Source organism: Leclercia sp. UBA5958 (genome assembly GCF_002430365.1).
GTDB classification, from domain to species: Bacteria; Pseudomonadota; Gammaproteobacteria; order Enterobacterales; family Enterobacteriaceae; genus Enterobacter; species Enterobacter pneumoniae.
In genome coordinates, this window is the sequence record NZ_DJCE01000001.1 from 380,954 (window position 1) to 399,274 (window position 18,321).

Below are 18,321 nucleotides of genomic sequence, written 5' to 3' on the forward strand. Positions count from 1 at the left end.
GCGTTGTGATTTCTCGAAGAATTAAGCGGTAAATACTACCATTCTTTTGCCGGTCATCCCATACCCGGCCCGCAGGCCGGGAGAGGAAGATCAGCCGCGATGGACGCTCAGGCCAGCAAAGCTCTGGCTGACCGGCATCATCTCTACGGTGTTGATATTGACATGTTTCGGCAGGGTCGCGACCCACCAGACCGTCTCGGTGACATCTTCTGGGGTCAGGGCCTGGGTATTCTCGTAGGTTTTACCGGCTTTATCGTCGTCGCCTTTGAAGCGCACGTTAGAGAACTCGGTTCCGCCCACAAGACCGGGCTCGATATCGGTCACGCGAAGAGCGGTGCCGTGCAGATCGGTACGCAGGTTGAGGCTGAATTGACGAACAAAAGCTTTCGTGGCGCCATAAACGTTACCCCCTGCATAAGGCCAGCTGCCCGCAGTAGAGCCAATATTAATGACATGGCCGCGGTTACGCTCAACCATACCCGGCAGCACGGCACGGGTCATGTAGACCAGTCCTTTGTTGTTGGTGTCGATCATCGTTTCCCAGTCTTCAACGCTGGCTTTATGCGCAGGCTCCATGCCCAGCGCCAGACCGGCGTTGTTAACCAGCACATCAATTTCACGCCACTCGGCAGGGAGGTTTGCGATCATCTCTTCAATGGCGGCGCGGTTACGCACGTCCAGCTGCGCGGTCAGAATGCTGTCACCCAGCTCATCCTTCAGCTCTTGCAAACGCTCCTGACGGCGGCCCGTGGCAATCACTTTGTGACCGTTGGCCACAAAACGACGGGTAATACTTTCACCAAAACCTGCGGTCGCTCCAGTTACTAAAATAATCATCTCACTGTTCCTCAACGCTTTTTGTGTTGTACTACCATAGCATGTGATCTGGCGCAGGGTAAGGGCCGCTGCATGGCCTTAATGTGGGCTACTCATTGCCCCACTGATTGAGGAAGTTGGCAACGTCATCAATGCGCAGCGGGTTAATACCGGCCTCTGCGGCCATCTCTTGCTGGGCTTCTTCACTGATCTCCTCGTTATTCATTAAACGGGTGATCAGCAGCTGAAAATAGTGCGCCAGAGTGTCGCGCTCGGCGTCGTTAACGGCAATGTCCGTTTCAGTGGCGTACTCGTCAACGATGTCGTAAAACTTGAGGGGAATGTCGTGGTTCATTGTTTTCTCCGAAAGAGTGCCGGGGATTGGGTTGGCTGTGAGAGATAATAGCATTGTAATGGCTCAGCCTGGCACTCTTCAGGTTTGCGGGAAGTGAGGAAAAAGAATATGTGCCCGCGTTCTTCACTGCAAAACAGCCACCTCGGGCATAAATTAGGGGTTAATTGCCAGTACCGACCTTAACAAAGGGACTGCCATAGCCTGGTCTTTTACTGATGAGTTTACCAACATATAAATCCCGAACCTCCTGTGAGGCTACTCTTCCCACAAACTCCATACGTTTGGTTTCCGGTTTGAGAGTTAGCTCACGGGTGAAGTATTGTTGTGAACCTGCTTTAATCCAGCACTCAATTTGATATACCTCCATCACAAGCCCACCGTAGGTGGCATAGGCAAATTTGAGGTTGTCATCTTTCGGAACTCTCGCCCAAACGCCGCGCGTCGCCTCATATAATGCGAGATCGCTCATGCCTGATTTGTAGGTGCTATTTAATAAGAACGCCAGCCCGGCGTGTTCCGGCGCTATTGTTGTCTCTTCTTTAAGCAGTAATCGGTGCAGTTCATCGAGCGTGATGCGGCCCATTAATGAACTACTCCCACGGACTTTATTGGTAAGCGTATCTACGCCTAGTAGATCGATACAGGTCGCTTCTACCAGTTTCGCAGCCGATTCCTCCATGCCGTGACGAAGGATGTCGATGCCCAGGCTATTTCTGGCCATAAGCGCTTTAATTTGTGTTGATTTGGGTGATTCATCGGGGCGTTTAATATGGTCAATACAGCGTACACCTTTGCCCTTGCCAATGTAAAAAGGTCTCTTAGTCTCATCCTCGAGATCATAAAAGGCGTAAACATAGGATTGCGCCATATTTAATGATTTTACATATTTGGATAAATCCATCACAGTTCAGCTTCCTTGATTGTCAGGATAAATTACGAGTAACACTATCGGCATTTTTAAGCAGAGCTTCACTGTTTATACCGGTGCCATTTCGCCTTAAAACTAAACAACCCCTTTCCTCTATCAAGTAGAAAAGAAGGTTTTGTATTTATGGTGTTCGACATTCATTTCATGATCGATTTTCCAGGTAAGACGCATAAGGCAGGTGATAACAGATGAACGTCCCGTCTCTGGAACACCCGTTCTGGTCTTCATCTTCCCACTCTTCGCAGAACGCACGCAGACTCTCGTCGTCAAACTCAATCGTGACAGAACCATCGTATTCCCGATCAAAGAAGAGCGACAGACTGGTGCTGCTGTGCGGCCATACCGGCTCGACCGCTATATGGGGATAGTGTGCTTTAAACCAGCTTAATAACGCTGCTCTACCCGGCGGATTTTCACTCTTTTTAAAATTATCATCATGCTTTATGGGAAATTTGCGGCCGAATACCACGAAATAACAATCTTTTTTCTTCTCTTCGAAATAGTTATCGAGACACCAGATAAGTTGCGGCATAAAAAGTGACGGTTGAAGACAGGGGATAGGTATTATAGCATGAAATGTATCTCTCTCATAAATAAGAACTACCCTGATGAAAAAGCCTGCCTCGATTTTTATGACACATGCTGTCACTCTGACGGACTTTGATAAAGCGGCGTGCATTATTAATAAGGGTATCGTTGAGCGTCTCTGCATCCAAATAAAGCCTTATTATTGCCCAACGGCCGAGTGGATTACGGCTTTTCACCAACACTACACTAACCGGTGCGCAAGTTTTGCGATCACAGCGAGGGGCGTCTGCTATCTCAGTCTCGATCAAGTTAATGTTGACATTCACGGGCTCCAGGCGGTAATGACGCATCTGGCGCTGGTGGTAGAGCAGGTCAATATTCAACTGGGCAATGAAAGTATTCTTTCTATTGTTGATTTAACAGATTCCGGGATGGAAATTCGGGAGGATATTTCAGGTCTGCTCGATTCTATTAGCTGGAGCTAATAAGCATGGCGGGCGTAAACGTTTTTTATTATCAACCCTGTTATTAATGTTCCCGCTCTCACAGACGTGTAATCCCCGCTTGCTTTGCGTAATCAAAAAAGGAAAAAGAGAACATTCTGCCGCGCCGCCAGTTAAGAGGGCGAGGGCGCTTGCCTTGCATCGTCAGAGCGGGCGCGTAACATTCACTCTGCAGCGTGGCAATTCGCGTAGCGGTAAAGAATGGGATATTATTCGCCCCCTTTCTTACAGCAGGCGACCTGATGTCTACCATTGTTGATACCTTTATTGCACCACCGTGCCATGACGAAATAGAGATCCTCTATGAGGACGAACACCTGGTGCTGATCAACAAACCTGCCGGCTTGCTCAGTCTGTCGGGTAAAAACCCGCAGAATCTTGATTCGGTGCATTACCGCCTGGTCCAGCGATTCCCCGGCTGCGCGCTGGTGCATCGTCTCGATTTTGGCACATCCGGGCTGATGGTGGTCGCTCGCACTAAACCCATTAACGCAGCGCTTTGCCGGCAGTTCAGCCAGCGCAGCGTAAAAAAAGGCTACAGCGCGCTGCTCTGTGGCCATCTTCGCCATGATGAAGGGGTGATTGATGCGCCCATTGCTAAAGATCCTGCGCTGTTTCCATTGATGTCGATTTGCGCTATCAAGGGTAAGCCAGCACGCTCTCGCTATCGGATTCTGGAGCGTTTTTATCGCGACGGTCTGCCAGTAAGCCGGGTGGCACTTATCCCTGAGACCGGGCGAACCCATCAATTGCGCATTCATTGCCAGCACCTGGGTCACCCGATATTAGGCTGCGATCTCTACGGCGGGCGTCTGCAGCCGGGCACGGAACAGACGTTGCGGTTGATGCTGCATGCCAGCGAGCTGCATTTTGTCCATCCGGTCAGCCATGCGGTGATAGATATACATCATGCCAGCCCGTTCTGACGCGGTTTACCACATCAGGTCATCAGGGATCTTGAAATCGGCGTAAGGATCGTCCTGATCTTGCTCCTCCTGGCTCAGCGCACTGTGTAACACAATACTGCCGGCATCACGCTGGGCAATTTTCTCGGCAACGCTCGCCGGGATGATGGCGTATTCGCCTTCCGGTTTGTTATCAACGGCCAGACGCGCAATGGCGAGACGTCCGTTAATCAACTGGGCCTGGGTGGTCTTATCCACTTCCAGCTTTTTAATGACGTTATTGTCGGTAAAGTTAAAGGTAATATTGCCTTTAGAGAGGGGAATGCGGTTCATTTCAATGAGCTGCTTCACCTGTGCTTTGAACTCTTTAGAGAGCACTGCCTGCTTCTGCTGTTCGCTCAGCTGCTTATCCCGCTCTTGCTGCGCCTTTTTATTCTCTTCTACGGCTTCACGCGCCTCACGGGCCTGAACGCGCGACTTCTTAGCGGTTCTCTGGACTTTGGCCATTTTCTTGCTGGTGACCAGGCCAGCTTTGAGCATTTGCTCTTGTAAGGTGAGTTTTGTCATCGTCTTCTCTGAACCCGTTAAACATTTTCCACGATTATACCTGCAATTATTAACAGGATACCAGGATTGCAGGGAGTGGCGCGCTGGCCTACTCTGGTGAGATTCACCCTATTCAGGAGTTCGTCATGTCGCAGCACAATCCTTTTTTTGAAATCAGCGCGTTACCTTACCAGGCTCCCCCTTTTGACCGTATCAACGACGACGATTATCGTCCGGCCTTTGACGAAGCGATCCGCCAGAAGCGTGAAGAGATTGACGCCATCATTAGTCAGCGCCTGCCGCCTGATTTTGACAACACGATTTTAGCGCTGGAAAAGAGCGGGGCGCTGCTGTCGCGCGTCAGTAGTGTTTTTTTCGCCATGACCTCAGCACATACCAACGACTCTCTGCAGGCGCTGGAGGAGGCGGTCTCAACCGAACTGGCGGCGCTCGCTAATGATATCTGGCTTAACGATGCCCTTTTTGACCGCGTTGAGGCTGTCTATAACCAGCGGCACGACCAGGCCCCGGATGCTGAATCTCTGCGCCTGACTGAAGAGCTTTATCAGCGTTTTATTCTGGCCGGCGCGCGGCTGGATGCCGCAGGTAAGGAAGAACTAAAAGCGTTAAATACCGAGTCGGCGACGCTGACCAGCCAGTTCAATCAGCGGCTTCTGGCTGCCGATAAGGCGGGTGGGTTAGTGCTTGATTATCGCCATCAGTTAGAGGGTCTCAGCCCGGCAGAGGTAGCCGCCGCCGCGCAGGCCGCAGAGGAAAAGGGGCTCCAGGATCGCTGGTTGATTCCGCTGCTTAACACCACCCAGCAGCCCGCGTTGCAACAGCTTCGTGACAGGCAAACCCGTGAAAATCTTTTTCAGGCCAGTTGGCTGCGCACGCAGAAGGGCGACCAAAACGATACCCGCGCTATCGTCTGTCGCCTGGCCGCGCTGCGTGCCCGGCAGGCTGAACTGCTCAACTTCGAGAGTTTTGCCAACTGGAAGCTGGCCGACCAGATGGCGCAAACGCCGCAGGCGGCGCTGGAGTTTATGCGCGGCATTGTCCCGGCGGCGCGAGGGCGCGCGCTAAAAGAGCTGGCGGACATTCAGCATGTAATTGACGCTGAGCAAGGCGGCTTTACGGCTCAGGCCTGGGACTGGTCTCTCTATGCCGAGCGCGTGCGGCTGGCGAAATATGCGCTGGATGAGAGTCAGGTCAAACCTTTCTTTGAACTCAATACGGTGCTCACCGACGGCGTTTTTTGGGCGGCAAGCCAGCTCTTTGGCATTCGCTTTGTTGAGCGTAGCGATATCCCGGTTTATCACCCGGATGTCCGCGTCTGGGAGATCTTCGATGATAACGATGACGGGCTGGCGCTATTCTATGGCGATTTCTTTGCCCGTGATTCGAAAGGCGGAGGCGCGTGGATGGGCAACTTCGTCGAGCAATCTCATGAGTTCGCCACGCGGCCGGTAATCTACAACGTCTGTAACTACCAGAAACCGGCCAACGGTCAGCCTGCGCTGATCTCCTGGGACGATGTCATCACCCTGTTCCATGAATTTGGCCATACTCTGCATGGGCTTTTTGCCAGCCAGCGTTACGCCACGCTTTCAGGGACCAATACACCGCGCGATTTCGTGGAATTCCCTTCGCAGATCAACGAACACTGGGCCAGCCATCCGCAGGTTTTTGCCCACTACGCTCGTCATTTCGAGACCGGAGAGCCAATGCCGGACGCGCTGCGTGAGAAAATGCTCAGCGCCACCCAGTTTAATAAAGGCTATGACATGACCGAACTGCTGAGTGCCGCGCTGCTGGATATGAACTGGCACAGTATCAGCGCCGATAAAGCACCGCAGGATGTCGACTCCTTCGAAGCCGCAGCCCTTGAGAAAGAGCAACTCAATCTCCCGGCCATACCGCCACGCTATCGTAGCAGCTATTTTGCCCATATTTTCGGCGGCGGTTACGCGGCGGGTTATTACGCCTATCTCTGGACGCAAATGCTGGCCGACGACGGCTACCAGTGGTTTGTGGAGCAGGGCGGATTGAACCGCGAGAACGGGCAGAAATTCCGTGAGGCGATTTTGTCCCGAGGGAATAGCACTGATTTAGCTGAACTTTATCGCGCGTGGCGTGGGCATGATCCGCAGATTGAACCAATGCTGGTAAATCGCGGATTAAATTCGTAAGGACTTTTTCAGGCTGGAAACAAAACCGGGCATCGAGTGGATGAGCCGAGCGCAACGGTCACCGCTGGTGGTGGTGGCAAATCGCAGTTGGTGATGCCCACCCTGATTCAAATGGGTTATGGCGAACGCCCTGGACAAGCGCCGTGAGTACTGGACTGGATAAGCCGCTGGGAACGGTTGTTGCTGGCGGCGGCAAATTTGGGCTGGTAGCAGCTAATTTGGTTAAACACTTTGGCGGTAACTACCAGGGCGCAGGTGTGCCTCTGGATGAACCGGCCCATACGGTTACTACCACGGATCACCATGGCCTGGTCACATCGCACCTGGTGATGCTGCGTGGTACCTGTCAGGATAGCCGGGTAGTGGATGCTCCAGCACCGGGTTTAACAGCTGGCGGCACTCATGTCGGGGAAGTGAAGACCACGCTTGCTGTCGAAGGCTACAACGAAGAACGCGCCCGGCAAGTACTCGAGTTCCTTCGCGAGTATTGCAGCGAGGACTCCGACGGCTCAGTTATAGTGGATGGCGTGCTGTATCGGATCGTTGATATTGGGATGCGCATGCTCCAGCCACACGAACTGTACCGGGCGCAGGGATTCCCGGACTGGTACGTCATCGACCGGGACTATCGCGGACTGAAGTACACGAAGGATGAGCTGGTGGCCCGGTGTGGGAATGCAGTCCCACCGTCGTATGCTGGAGCACTGGTAAGGGCAAACCTACCCGAGCTGTGCAGAACTAAGTAAGCTGCATAATCGATTAAAGTGAAGCCGCTTAAACGCGGCTTTTTAATGCAATCGCTGCATAACGCGAACAGAAGATATTATACCTATTGAACTATAGAGCCATCAAAGAAAGGCGCTTCCGAATTCTGTCAGACTGTGCTTTATGCAGTAATCCGGCCCAGAATTATGGCTCAGCCTGAGAAATTAAACCAGGCGGCAATTGAGAAAAGCCTATCCGTGATTAGATTTTTTAACCCCACCGCCCAATCAAAACGTGATACGCTTACAAAACAATAAAATGGAAGAATGTGAGCTCTGTAAAAATAGGCATCATTTTAATTGATGGGTTATGAACATTCACAACTACGGAGCGGTATAAATGAAATCCTTTGAAAAGCTAGCACTCGGATTGCTTTTTATTACGTCCTCTTCACTTGCATCCAGTGCGACCAGTGGGCTTGTATACAAATCAAACAATGAAACCTTCGTTTTGACAAAGGAATGTGTTTCAGAAGTGAGATTTTACGATGGGGTTTTTGATTCTAAAGTTTTCTACTCAACGAGTATAAGATTAAAAAACACTAAGGACTGTGCCCAAAAGCTAAACGCCATAGTAAAAAATAACGTAGGGGGGCGCTTGCGAACATATTTTAACTCTAAGCTATTAATGGACAGTTACATCGCTAGCGCACTATCTACGGAAAAGGGTTTCAAAATGCCTGTGGAAAATGAACAAATAGGAAAGGATATCGTTCTTTATTACAACAAGAGCAATTAAAACTACCAATTTAAAAATCATGGCCACCGCTTAATGTTATGGCCATGATTTTCACTTCTCATTAGCGTTTAGGAAAATCCAAAGTTACCGTCACAGGAACAGAGTGAGATCTGACCCTTGCATAAGAGTTCCCGGCTCCTGTTGCTGTTAACGAAAATGACCCCGGCCCCATGGTTCTGATGGTTTTCATCTGGTTATACTCAGGATATTTAACCTCAACATCGAATGATGATTCTGTGTTAGATGAAGGACTGAAATTGATAGTTGAAGGTTGTGGATGCTGTAAACTCCCATTGAAACCTTCTAGTACAACCCATTCACTCCAAGCTCCCGGAACTGCAATTACACGGCGGGATTCAAATGGGCCATTGTAGGAAGTTCGTGGCTGACAAAAAACACCGCCTCCAGCTTTGTTAGAGCGAATCTTTTTCATCGTCTCATTGATACGAGCCTCTTTCCCGTTATGAAACTGTGCAAATTTAATTCGATAAATACTATTAGCTAGAGTCTTATCCCCTTTTTTAAGAGCATCTGTAAGCTTTTTATAATCTTGGTCTTGAGTAATATAAGGGCAGTTCTTTTTGCCACAGACAACACAGATATTATTTTCCAGTGCATCTTTGATTTCCTGTGGGAGTTTATCAGGAATTGAATTTGCGCTAATTTTCAAACTATCCCATTCCCATGTTCCTGTCATCATGTTCCATGACAAGCCTGGCTCAGGCGGAACACCTTCATTACAGTTAAAGACATCGTAATTGACGTTGAGGTTATGATCTTTAGGCATAGAAATTCCTTTTAATTAATTTCGATTCTTTTTCTGATTCTTGATATTTCAAGTGCTGATGAGGGAAAGTCCATCTGTCCCTATATTTCATGGTTATAGTTTGCATGACATGCAGGCAAAAACACTTCACTGGCGGTCAAGAAAGATAACCTTGGTTTTATTGATGAAACTTCCTTGTCGTAGGTCAATGCCTGCTGTTCATCCTTAAACCACAGGCATCCAGATCCGGTTAATCACTTAACACGTCAGCGCTTAGGCACTTAAATGACTGTATATTTGTACAGTCAATCAATCGTACATCGCTGATTTAATGTTGTCAATAACAAGAATCATTATCAATTAGGGTGGGGCGTGAGCACTTTACACCCTATATGAGAGGGTAGAAATGAACTTGTTAGGTTTGGCGTATGAGCAACCTGACGACTATGGGACGCAGAGAGATCGGCATATTAATGGTCGCAACCGGGGTGGCCTACTTTGTGTCAGAGTCGATTTAGGAATAGACACAGCGAACCAACAAAATACCAACCTGACAAATAGTGTCACTCCCGATAATTATATTTAGCCGCCGGGGCGGCGCTGACTCGAGACGCCTGAGGTTTTCTTATCAGTCATTTACCCCGGAGTTTTTGGCTGTTTTAAGTGTTAAAAATAACGGTCGTTATTTACACGGAAGTAGCGGAAAAAATTATCCAAATCAGTTAGATAAATGAACTTGCGCTATCATGCCTTTCGCGTGCATACTTAGGCCAAACGAATAAATACTGTTTATCCGTACAGTATTTTGGTGTGTGGTTTTTTGGCTTAGTTAATAATTAAATTTTCTTCCGGCAGCCCTGTTAGGGACTTTCAGACCTCTGGTGAGTTTGTTCCAATAGGGGATTTATCCCTGCCGGTTGAGTGTAAATTTGTTGATAGCAAGAGGGGGTTGTGTGAAAGAAGACCAAGAGCAAGGTGATTGGTACGACATCGTCAGGCGCTCGGATGGCAAGCTGATAGGTTCATTGCCGCTCGATAGCCGATGTCTCGTCTACTCCAGAAATGGGATGGTATCCTGTCGTCCTCTGCTCGAGGATGAAGGGATTCGTAGGTATTGGCATACCCGGACTTCAAAAGCAGGAAAACAACGCTGATGTTTTAGGTAACCCCAGAAGACGGGATCGAGGTGTAATTGTGAATCGCGTTCGCTGAGTAACAAGACTTTCGTTCCCGGCGCCACGTTATAACGGCCGATTGGAGCCGGATCGTACGCAATATCACGCTCGGCTTCGTCAGCAAGAAACGCCAGGTACGCTTCCCGGGTTTGGGCTTGTGCAAAACGTCCACACATAGAAACCTCCTTAAAGGTTAGGTGTTTTCGCCAGTACTCTGTAGTGACTCAGGCCCCGGGTAGAAAATGGCAGATTCTCACTCTGTTAGCCATCACGCCGGGGCAGCTCAGCTCTTTGTGCGCCGTTTACCTCTCATTTACTTTCTCCATGATAGCGTATTAAACGATCCGCAACCCGGCACGGAATACCGGGAACGTAGATACCAAAACACAAAATCTATCCATGCAAGCATTTACCGCCAGTCTCTGGCGGTTTTTTTTTGCCTGCTTTCACGAGCAGAACTGTTTGCGGTACTGGGCAGGCGACAGGGCAAAGTGCTGTCGGAAGTGATGGCGCAACGTAGCGGTATTACCGAAGCCGGTCTGTTCGGCGATACGGTCAATACTGAGGCGGCTGTTCTCCAGAAACTCTTTGGCGCGGGTCAGGCGTTCGTTCAGCAGCCAGCGGGCAGGGGTGGTACCGGTCGCCTCCTGAAAACGTCGCAGAAACGTACGCTGGCTCATCCCCACGCGCTGGGCGAGGGAGCTGACCGTATGCCCCAGGGTCAGATGTTGATGCAGGTAATCGAATAACTGCCCCAGCCGTTGGCTTTCACGCAGTTGTGCCACCGGGCGGCTGAGCTGCTGGGTCTGAGAACCATCGCGATGGGGCGGGATCACCAGGCGGCGCGCGACCTGATTAGCCGCCTCCATGCCATAATCACGTCGCACCACGTGCAGGCACAGATCAATACCCGCAGCGCTCCCCGCGGACGTTAGTAGTTGCCCCTCGTCCTGGTACAGCACATCTTCCACCACGTTAATGCGCGGAAAGCGGCTCTTCAGGGTTTGGGTATAGCGCCAGTGCGTGGTTGCGCGCTGGCCATTCAGTAACCCCGCAGCGGCCAGCACAAAGACGCCTGAGCAAATAGAGAGCAGATGACAGCCTCGCTGCTGTGCCTGTTGCAGGGCTACGCACAGCGCTGACGGCACCGGGCTCTCTACGCCACGCCAGCCAGGAACGACAATCAAATCCGCCTCCTGCAGCAGCGACAGGTCACCATCGGCGACCATGCGGATCCCGCCCGTAGCCCGTAGCTCGCCGCCATCCACAGATGCCACGGCAAAGCGATACCAGTTCTCGCCCATTTCCGGGCGCGGCAGGCCGAAGATCTCCACCGCCACGCCAAACTCAAAAGTACAGAGGCCGTCATAGGCCAGTGCCACCACACGCGGGCGCGCAATATGTCTTAAGTTTGTCATCTTTTTGCTGTTTTCTGGCATAGGTGCTGGCATTCACAGGCATCGTCTCTCGTTACTCTAGTGTTAACACAGACACACAGGAGAAAGCCATGAGTTATGTTACCGAGTTCCCCGTCGCCGAGCCGCAAGAAGCGGTCGCCCATTTTCTGCGTCGTCTGAGCGTAGAGACCGACTGCGCGGATGTGCACCATGCCCTGAGCAGTGGTCAGCAGGATTTCGTGTTACTGCACGTCGTCGGGCAGGCGGCGCATTTTGCCCATCGCCACCTGCCGGGTGCCATCCATTTACCCTGGTCGCAAATCACCGCCGAAAAGATGGCTCAGTGGCCGGAGGGTACGCTGTTCGTCGTTTACTGTGCCGGGCCGCATTGTAACGGAGCCGATCGCGCGGCGCTGAAACTCGCCCGGCTGGGACTGCCGGTGAAGATCATGCTGGGGGGGATCACCGGCTGGGAGGATGAAAACTTCGCCTTCGCCAGCGGCGACTGAGTGCAACATGAATTTTATTCAACACACATGAATTTTTCTCGTTTGCCGTGGCGGGTCGCATGTGACATCTTTTTTGGACATTTAGACATCCAGAAGTCTAAAGATTCATAAGATGAATTATCACTGTCGGCAATCATCTGCCGACAGATAAAGGAGAAAAGCATGCAGCGACATAACGCCCCATACCGCGCCGACGTAGTTGGCAGTTTTTTACGCCCTGACGCGATTAAAGAAGCGCGGGTGAAATTTGCCAACGGTGAGATTGATGCCAGCGCGCTGCGTGCCATAGAGAATGACGCCATCCGCCATGTTGTTGAGCAGCAGTGTGCCTGCGGCCTGCACGTGGTGACGGATGGTGAATTCCGTCGCGCCTGGTGGCACTTCGATTTCTTCGACGGTCTGCAGGGTGTGGAGCGTTACGATTCCAGCCAGGGTATTCAGTTCAACGGCGTGCAGACTAAAGCCCACGGCGTGCGGGTTACCGGCAAACTGGGCTTTGGCGCGCACCCTATGCTGGAAGATTTCCGCTATCTCAAAAGCATTAGCGGTGAAGCGCAGCCAAAAATGACCATCCCCAGCCCGAGCGTGCTGCACTTCCGCGGCGGTCGCAAAGATATCGATGCCACCGTCTATCCTGAACTGGATGCCTATTTTGACGATCTGGCCACCACCTGGCGCGATGCGATCCACGCCTTCTATGAAGCAGGCTGTCGCTATCTGCAACTGGACGACACCGTCTGGGCCTATCTCTGCTCCGACGATCAGCGTCGGCAGATCATTGAGCGCGGTGACGACCCCGAGCAACTGGCCCGCACCTATGCGCGTGTTCTGAACAAAGCGCTGGAGGGCAAGCCCGACGACCTCACCATCGGCCTGCACGTTTGTCGCGGTAACTTCCGTTCAACCTGGATCTCGGAGGGCGGCTACGAGCCGGTGGCCGAAGTTCTGTTTGGCACGGTGAACGTTGACGCTTTCTTCCTGGAGTACGATAACGATCGCAGCGGTGATTTTGCTCCCCTTCGTTTCGTCCGTCCGGGCAAGCAGCAGGTTGTGCTGGGTCTGATCACGACCAAAAACGGCGAGCTGGAGAACCCAGAAGGGGTGAAAGCGCGTCTGGAAGAGGCGAGCCAGTATGTGGCTAAAGATCAGATCTGCCTCAGCCCGCAGTGCGGGTTTGCATCAACGGAAGAGGGCAATAGCCTGACCGAAGCACAACAGTGGGACAAGGTTCGCCTGGTCACCCGCATCGCCAGCGAAGTCTGGTAAAAAATGAGGCACAGCGTTGCACTTAATTAATGCAACGCTGTGCCGCTGCACCATCTCCCTCCGTTAAACCTCGCTAAACCCGCACGCTGTCAACCTGGCATCCTTTTTGCTCATTCACTTCTGAACTGATGTTTTGCTCTTTCAACGTCCTGTCGTCGCGGACGATTTCGCACAGCTTTCATTTCAGGAGTGAAAATATGCACCGTCGTACCTTAATAAAAGCTTTTGCTCTCTCCGCCTCTGTGGTGGCCATGGGGATGAGTTTCAGCGTTCAGGCCGCTGAAACGATCAAAGTCGGCATCATGCACTCGCTCTCCGGCACGATGGCTATTTCTGAAACGCCGCTGAAAGACGTGGCGTTAATGACTATTGATGAAATTAACGCCAAAGGGGGCGTACTGGGTAAAAAGCTGGAGCCGGTGGTGGTGGATCCCGCCTCGAACTGGCCGCTGTTTGCTGAAAAAGCGCGCCAGCTGCTGAGCCAGGATAAGGTTGCCGCGGTGTTCGGCTGCTGGACCTCGGTCTCGCGTAAATCGGTTCTGCCGGTATTTGAAGAGCTGAACGGCCTGCTTTTCTATCCGGTCCAGTACGAAGGGGAAGAGATGTCGCCGAACGTTTTCTACACCGGCGCGGCACCTAACCAGCAGGCGATCCCGGCGGTGGAGTATCTGTTGGGTGAAGATGGCGGCAGCGCGAAGCGCTTCTTCCTGCTGGGCACCGACTACGTCTATCCACGCACCACTAACAAAATCCTGCGCGCTTATCTGCACTCGAAAGGGGTTCAGGATAAAGATATTGAAGAGGTCTATACGCCCTTTGGTCACAGCGACTACCAGACCATCGTCTCCAGTATCAAAAAATTTGCCGCTGGCGGCAAAACCGCAGTGGTCTCTACCATTAACGGCGACTCTAACGTTCCCTTCTATAAAGAGCTGGCGAACCAGGGGGTAAAAGCCACCGACGTGCCGGTCGTCGCCTTCTCGGTTGGGGAAGAAGAGCTGCGCGGTATCGACACCAAACCGCTGGTGGGGAATCTGGCCGCCTGGAACTATTTCGAATCGGTCGATAACGCTGACAACCAGCAGTTTGTGGCCGCGTATAAAGCCTACGCCAAAGCGCATAAGCTGCCGAACGCCGATACCGTGGTGACCAATGACCCGATGGAAGCCACCTATGTGGGGATCCATATGTGGGCTCAGGCGGTTGAGAAGGCCGGTACCACCGACGTGGATAAAGTGCGTGCCGCTATGGCGGGCCAGTCCTTTAAAGCGCCGTCTGGCTTCACCCTGACCATGGATGAAACCAACCACCACCTGCATAAGCCAGTGATGATCGGTGAAATCGAAGATAACGGTCAGTTCAACGTGGTCTGGCAGACCGATGCCACGGTGCGCGCTCAGCCATGGAGCCCGTTTATCGCCGGTAACGATAAAAAACCCGACACCCCTATCAAAACCGCCAGTAACTAAGTTCAGGGAGATCAGCCATGAGCATGCTGCGCTTACTCATCGCCATCATGTGGCTTGCCGGGCTGGTGCCAGGGATGGCGCAGGCAACGGACGCCGATACCTTTGTTGCCGCCAGCCGCAGCCAGCAGGCGGTACTGCTCGGGGAGTGGGCGACGACGCCGGACCCGGCCAGGCTGCCGCTGTTACAGGCACTGCAACAGGAGAATCTTTACGTCGATGCAAAGAAACACGCCTTTACCCGCCACAACGGGCGCTATGACACCCTGAGCAGCGCCGCGACGCCGCAGGGACAGCCTAAGGCGGTGCGGCTAACTAACCGTCTACGTATTGCCGCCGCCACCGCGCTGGCAACCCATCAGCTTATCAGTGACAACGTCACGGATCGTCTTGCTGCGGCAAAGCTGCTGCAGCGGGATGCCCAGCCCGCGATGCTGGGTTTTATGCAGCAGCGGCTGAACGCCGAGCAAAACGAGGCGATACGCCAGGCGCTCAATCTGGCGATTGCCCGCCTGCAACTGTCCAGCCCGCAGGCAGAAGTGCGCCGCCAGGCCGTGACCGCGCTGGGTGAGGCAGACGACGCCGGGGCGCAGGCGCTGCTTACGCCCTACACGCAGGCGCAAACCGAACCCGATGCCAGCGTACGCGCGGCGGCAAGCCACAGTCTGAAGCAGATTGAGCGTCGGCTGATGATAGGCGATCTTCTGGGCCAGGCCTTTATGGGGCTGTCACTCGGCTCCATTTTACTGCTGGCGGCGCTCGGGCTGGCGATCACCTATGGCCTGCTGGGGGTGATCAATATGGCGCATGGCGAAATGCTGATGCTTGGCGCGTACGCCACCTGGATTGTGCAGCAGGCGATGGCGCAATTCACGCCTCAGTGGCTGGGGCTCTATCCGCTGGTGGCGCTGCCGGTCGCCTTTCTGCTAACTGCCGGGATTGGAATGGCGCTGGAGCGCACGGTGATCCGCCATCTGTATGGCCGTCCGCTGGAGACGCTGCTCGCCACCTGGGGCATCAGCCTGATGCTGATCCAGCTGGTGCGTATGGGTTTTGGGGCGCAAAACCTCGAAGTCGCAAATCCCGGCTGGCTCTCCGGCGGGGTACAGGTTTTTGCCAACCTCATATTGCCGTGGAACCGCATTGTCGTGTTGGTGTTTGTCATGATGGTGCTGTTCTTCACCTGGCTGGTGCTGAACAAAACGCGTCTTGGGCTCAACGTCCGGGCAGTCACGCAAAACCGCAATATGGCTGCCTGCTGCGGGGTGCCCACCGGGCGGGTCGATATGCTGGCGTTTGGCCTCGGATCGGGCATTGCCGGGCTGGGCGGCGTGGCGCTTTCGCAACTGGGCAACGTCGGTCCTGAATTGGGTCAGGGCTATATCATCGACTCCTTCCTGGTGGTTGTACTCGGGGGCGTCGGACAGCTGGCAGGTAGCGTCGCGGCCGCGTTCGGGCTGGGTATCTTCAATAAAATTCTGGAGCCGCAGATGGGCGCCGTGCTGGGCAAAATACTCATCCTGGTGGCGATTATTCTGTTTATCCAGAAACGGCCGCAGGGTCTGTTTGCACTGAAAGGGAGGGTAATTGACTAATGAGCCAGCCACTGACATTAACCCTGGCGCGCAAAGCGCCACGTACCGCACCGATTGTCGGCAGTCTGCTATTGGCGGCGCTCCTGGTGCTGCCCTTTCTGTCGCTCTTGCCGGCCACCCATCCGCTGGCAGTATCGACCTGGATGTTGACCCTGGTTGGCAAAATTCTCTGCTACGCCATCGTAGCGGTGGCCCTCGATCTGGTCTGGGGTTACGCGGGCATGTTGTCACTGGGGCACGGGATCTTCTTCGCCCTCGGCGGGTATGCCATGGGTATGTACCTGATGCGTCAGGCCTCGGGCGATGCGTTGCCCGCCTTTATGTCGTTTCTTTCCTGGAACGAGTTACCCTGGTTCTGGTGGGGGACACAGCACTTTGCGTGGGCGCTGGCGCTGATTGTTCTGGCTCCCGGTTTGCTGGCGCTGGTATTCGGCTGGTTTGCCTTCCGGTCAAAGATCAAAGGGGTCTATTTCTCGATCATGACTCAGGCGCTCACCTTTGCCGGAATGCTGCTCTTCTTTCGCAATGAGACCGGCTTTGGCGGCAACAACGGCTTCACCGGTTTTACCACGCTGCTGGGCTTCCCGGTTACCGCCATCTCGACGCGCATTACGCTGTTTCTTGCCACCGTGCTGCTGCTGGCCGCCTCGCTGGCTATCGGCTATGCGCTGGCGAAAAGCAAGTTTGGCCGCATTTTGACGGCGGTACGCGACGCGGAAAACCGCCTTACCTTCTGCGGTTACGATCCGCGCGGCTTTAAGCTGCTGGTCTGGACCCTCTCGGCCGTCCTCTGCGGGCTGGCAGGTGCGCTATATGTGCCGCAGGTGGGCATCATCAACCCCAGCGAAATGTCGCCCACAAACTCCATTGAGGCCGCCATCTGGGTGGCGCTGGGCGGGCGCGGCACGCTCATTGGCCCGGTGATCGGGGCGGCGCTGGTCAACGGGGCCAAAAGCGTCTTTACCGTGGCAATGCCGGAATACTGGCAGCTGTTCCTCGGCCTGATTTTCATCGCCGTCACGCTATTCTTGCCGCGCGGCGTGATTGGCCTGTTACGTAAGGGAGAAAAATAATGCAGCCCGCCGAAACCCTCTTTACCCGCCAGCTGCCGGGGGATCGCTTCCGCGACCAGACCGACCCGGTTCTGCAGCTGGAAAACATTACCGTCAGCTTCGATGGCTTTAAAGCCCTGAGCGATCTCTCGCTCAATATTGGCGTGGGCGAGCTGCGCTGCGTAATCGGTCCCAACGGGGCGGGCAAAACCACGCTGATGGATGTGATTACCGGCAAAACGCGCCCCCAGAGCGGGCGGGCCATTTACGATCAATCGACCGATCTCACCACCCTGGAGCCGATGATGATTGCCCGTCAGGGGATCGGGCGTAAGTTTCAAAAACCGACGGTCTTCGAGGCGCTTACCGTCTGGCAAAACCTTGAGCTGGCGATGAAGGGCGATAAAACGGTCTGGGCCAGCCTGCGGGCGCGTCTGAGCAGCGAGCAGGGGGACCGCATCAATGAGATGCTGACTCTGCTGCGGCTGAGCGCCGAGCGGGATCGTCTGGCAGGACTCCTTTCGCACGGGCAGAAACAGTTTCTGGAGATTGGCATGTTGCTGGTGCAGGATCCGCATCTCCTTTTGCTGGACGAACCTGCCGCCGGCATGACCGATGCGGAAACGGAATACACGGCCGAGCTGTTTCGCACCCTGGCGGAAAAACACTCTCTGATGGTGGTAGAGCATGATATGGGGTTTGTTGAAACTATTGCCGATCACGTCACGGTGTTACATCAGGGGCGGGTCCTGGCAGAAGGCTCATTACGTGACGTTCAGGCCAACGAACAGGTGATTGAAGTCTATCTTGGCCGCTAAG

General features: G+C 53.4%; 17 protein-coding genes and 2 pseudogenes. 11 read left to right on the top strand and 8 right to left on the bottom strand.

Going from position 1 to position 18,321, the window contains the following annotated elements:
* Nucleotides 1–90: 90 nt before the first annotated feature.
* The 4 genes from ydfG to B2Q93_RS01915 all read right to left on the bottom strand — a co-directional run bounded on the left by ydfG (nt 91) and on the right by B2Q93_RS01915 (nt 2,631).
* Entirely contained in the window at nt 91–837 is a 747-nt protein-coding gene (gene ydfG, locus B2Q93_RS01900; protein WP_046885572.1) for a bifunctional NADP-dependent 3-hydroxy acid dehydrogenase/3-hydroxypropionate dehydrogenase YdfG, read from the bottom strand.
* An 88-nt stretch (nt 838–925) separates the two neighbouring features.
* Nucleotides 926–1,171, bottom strand: coding sequence for a YmjA family protein (locus B2Q93_RS01905; protein WP_046885573.1), 246 nt, complete (start codon nt 1,169–1,171; stop codon nt 926–928).
* A gap of 160 nt (nt 1,172–1,331) precedes the next feature.
* The gene (locus B2Q93_RS01910) at nt 1,332–2,075 is read right to left on the bottom strand and encodes an LEM-3-like GIY-YIG domain-containing protein (RefSeq protein ID WP_286931674.1); all 744 of its coding nucleotides are present in this window, start codon (nt 2,073–2,075) and stop codon (nt 1,332–1,334) included.
* Nucleotides 2,076–2,241: 166 nt separating this feature from the next.
* A complete protein-coding gene (locus B2Q93_RS01915) occupies nt 2,242–2,631 on the bottom strand; it encodes a hypothetical protein (protein WP_286931675.1) in 390 nt (129 codons plus the stop codon).
* Nucleotides 2,632–2,707: 76 nt separating this feature from the next.
* Here B2Q93_RS01915 and B2Q93_RS01920 point away from each other — a divergent pair, with 76 nt between their 5' ends.
* Entirely contained in the window at nt 2,708–3,112 is a 405-nt protein-coding gene (locus B2Q93_RS01920; protein WP_286931676.1) for a hypothetical protein, read from the top strand.
* 260 nt (nt 3,113–3,372) lie between these two features.
* On the top strand, nt 3,373–4,056 hold the full coding sequence (locus B2Q93_RS01925; protein ID WP_286931677.1) for an RluA family pseudouridine synthase: 684 nt from the start codon (nt 3,373–3,375) through the stop codon (nt 4,054–4,056).
* A gap of 6 nt (nt 4,057–4,062) precedes the next feature.
* Here B2Q93_RS01925 and B2Q93_RS01930 read toward each other — a convergent pair whose 3' ends face one another.
* Complete coding sequence (locus B2Q93_RS01930; protein WP_040075776.1) at nt 4,063–4,602, bottom strand: DUF2058 domain-containing protein; 540 nt, start codon at nt 4,600–4,602, stop codon at nt 4,063–4,065.
* A 125-nt stretch (nt 4,603–4,727) separates the two neighbouring features.
* Here B2Q93_RS01930 and dcp point away from each other — a divergent pair, with 125 nt between their 5' ends.
* From dcp to B2Q93_RS01945, 3 genes and pseudogenes are all read left to right on the top strand, one after another.
* Nucleotides 4,728–6,773: a peptidyl-dipeptidase Dcp gene (gene dcp / locus B2Q93_RS01935; RefSeq protein WP_286931678.1), complete on the top strand. Its 2,046-nt coding sequence runs from the start codon at nt 4,728–4,730 to the stop codon at nt 6,771–6,773.
* A 9-nt stretch (nt 6,774–6,782) separates the two neighbouring features.
* Nucleotides 6,783–7,519 (top strand): annotated as a pseudogene (locus tag B2Q93_RS01940) (cytosine-specific modification methylase); the annotation flags it as partial.
* Nucleotides 7,520–7,877: 358 nt separating this feature from the next.
* Nucleotides 7,878–8,276 carry a hypothetical protein gene (locus B2Q93_RS01945; RefSeq protein WP_040076100.1) on the top strand — a complete coding sequence of 133 codons (399 nt, stop codon included), beginning with the start codon at nt 7,878–7,880 and terminating at the stop codon, nt 8,274–8,276.
* Nucleotides 8,277–8,337: 61 nt separating this feature from the next.
* Here the strand turns inward: B2Q93_RS01945 and B2Q93_RS01950 are convergent, their stop codons facing one another.
* From B2Q93_RS01950 to ftrA, 3 genes and pseudogenes are all read right to left on the bottom strand, one after another.
* A complete protein-coding gene (locus tag B2Q93_RS01950) occupies nt 8,338–9,063 on the bottom strand; it encodes a colicin Z family toxin (protein ID WP_286931679.1) in 726 nt (241 codons plus the stop codon).
* 1,141 nt (nt 9,064–10,204) lie between these two features.
* A pseudogene (locus B2Q93_RS01955) lies at nt 10,205–10,393 on the bottom strand (SOS response-associated peptidase family protein); the annotation flags it as partial.
* Between the two features lie 270 nt (nt 10,394–10,663).
* Nucleotides 10,664–11,656, bottom strand: a complete 993-nt coding sequence (gene ftrA, locus B2Q93_RS01960; RefSeq protein WP_286931814.1) for a transcriptional regulator FtrA — start codon at nt 11,654–11,656, stop codon at nt 10,664–10,666.
* A gap of 68 nt (nt 11,657–11,724) precedes the next feature.
* Here ftrA and B2Q93_RS01965 point away from each other — a divergent pair, with 68 nt between their 5' ends.
* From B2Q93_RS01965 to urtD, 6 genes are all read left to right on the top strand, one after another.
* Complete coding sequence (locus B2Q93_RS01965) at nt 11,725–12,123, top strand: rhodanese-like domain-containing protein (protein ID WP_046885591.1); 399 nt, start codon at nt 11,725–11,727, stop codon at nt 12,121–12,123.
* A gap of 162 nt (nt 12,124–12,285) precedes the next feature.
* Nucleotides 12,286–13,389 carry a cobalamin-independent methionine synthase II family protein gene (locus B2Q93_RS01970; RefSeq protein WP_046885592.1) on the top strand — a complete coding sequence of 368 codons (1,104 nt, stop codon included), beginning with the start codon at nt 12,286–12,288 and terminating at the stop codon, nt 13,387–13,389.
* Between the two features lie 197 nt (nt 13,390–13,586).
* Complete coding sequence (urtA, locus tag B2Q93_RS01975; protein ID WP_207291783.1) at nt 13,587–14,858, top strand: urea ABC transporter substrate-binding protein; 1,272 nt, start codon at nt 13,587–13,589, stop codon at nt 14,856–14,858.
* 17 nt (nt 14,859–14,875) lie between these two features.
* Nucleotides 14,876–16,450, top strand: a complete 1,575-nt coding sequence (gene urtB / locus B2Q93_RS01980; protein WP_286808898.1) for an urea ABC transporter permease subunit UrtB — start codon at nt 14,876–14,878, stop codon at nt 16,448–16,450.
* Nucleotides 16,450–17,523, top strand: a complete 1,074-nt coding sequence (gene urtC / locus B2Q93_RS01985) for an urea ABC transporter permease subunit UrtC (protein WP_046885595.1) — start codon at nt 16,450–16,452, stop codon at nt 17,521–17,523. Before urtB ends, urtC begins: the two co-directional genes overlap by 1 nt.
* A complete protein-coding gene (urtD, locus tag B2Q93_RS01990; protein ID WP_286931680.1) occupies nt 17,523–18,320 on the top strand; it encodes an urea ABC transporter ATP-binding protein UrtD in 798 nt (265 codons plus the stop codon). The genes urtC and urtD overlap by 1 nt, the downstream gene beginning before the upstream one ends.
* Nucleotide 18,321: the final 1 nt, after the last annotated feature.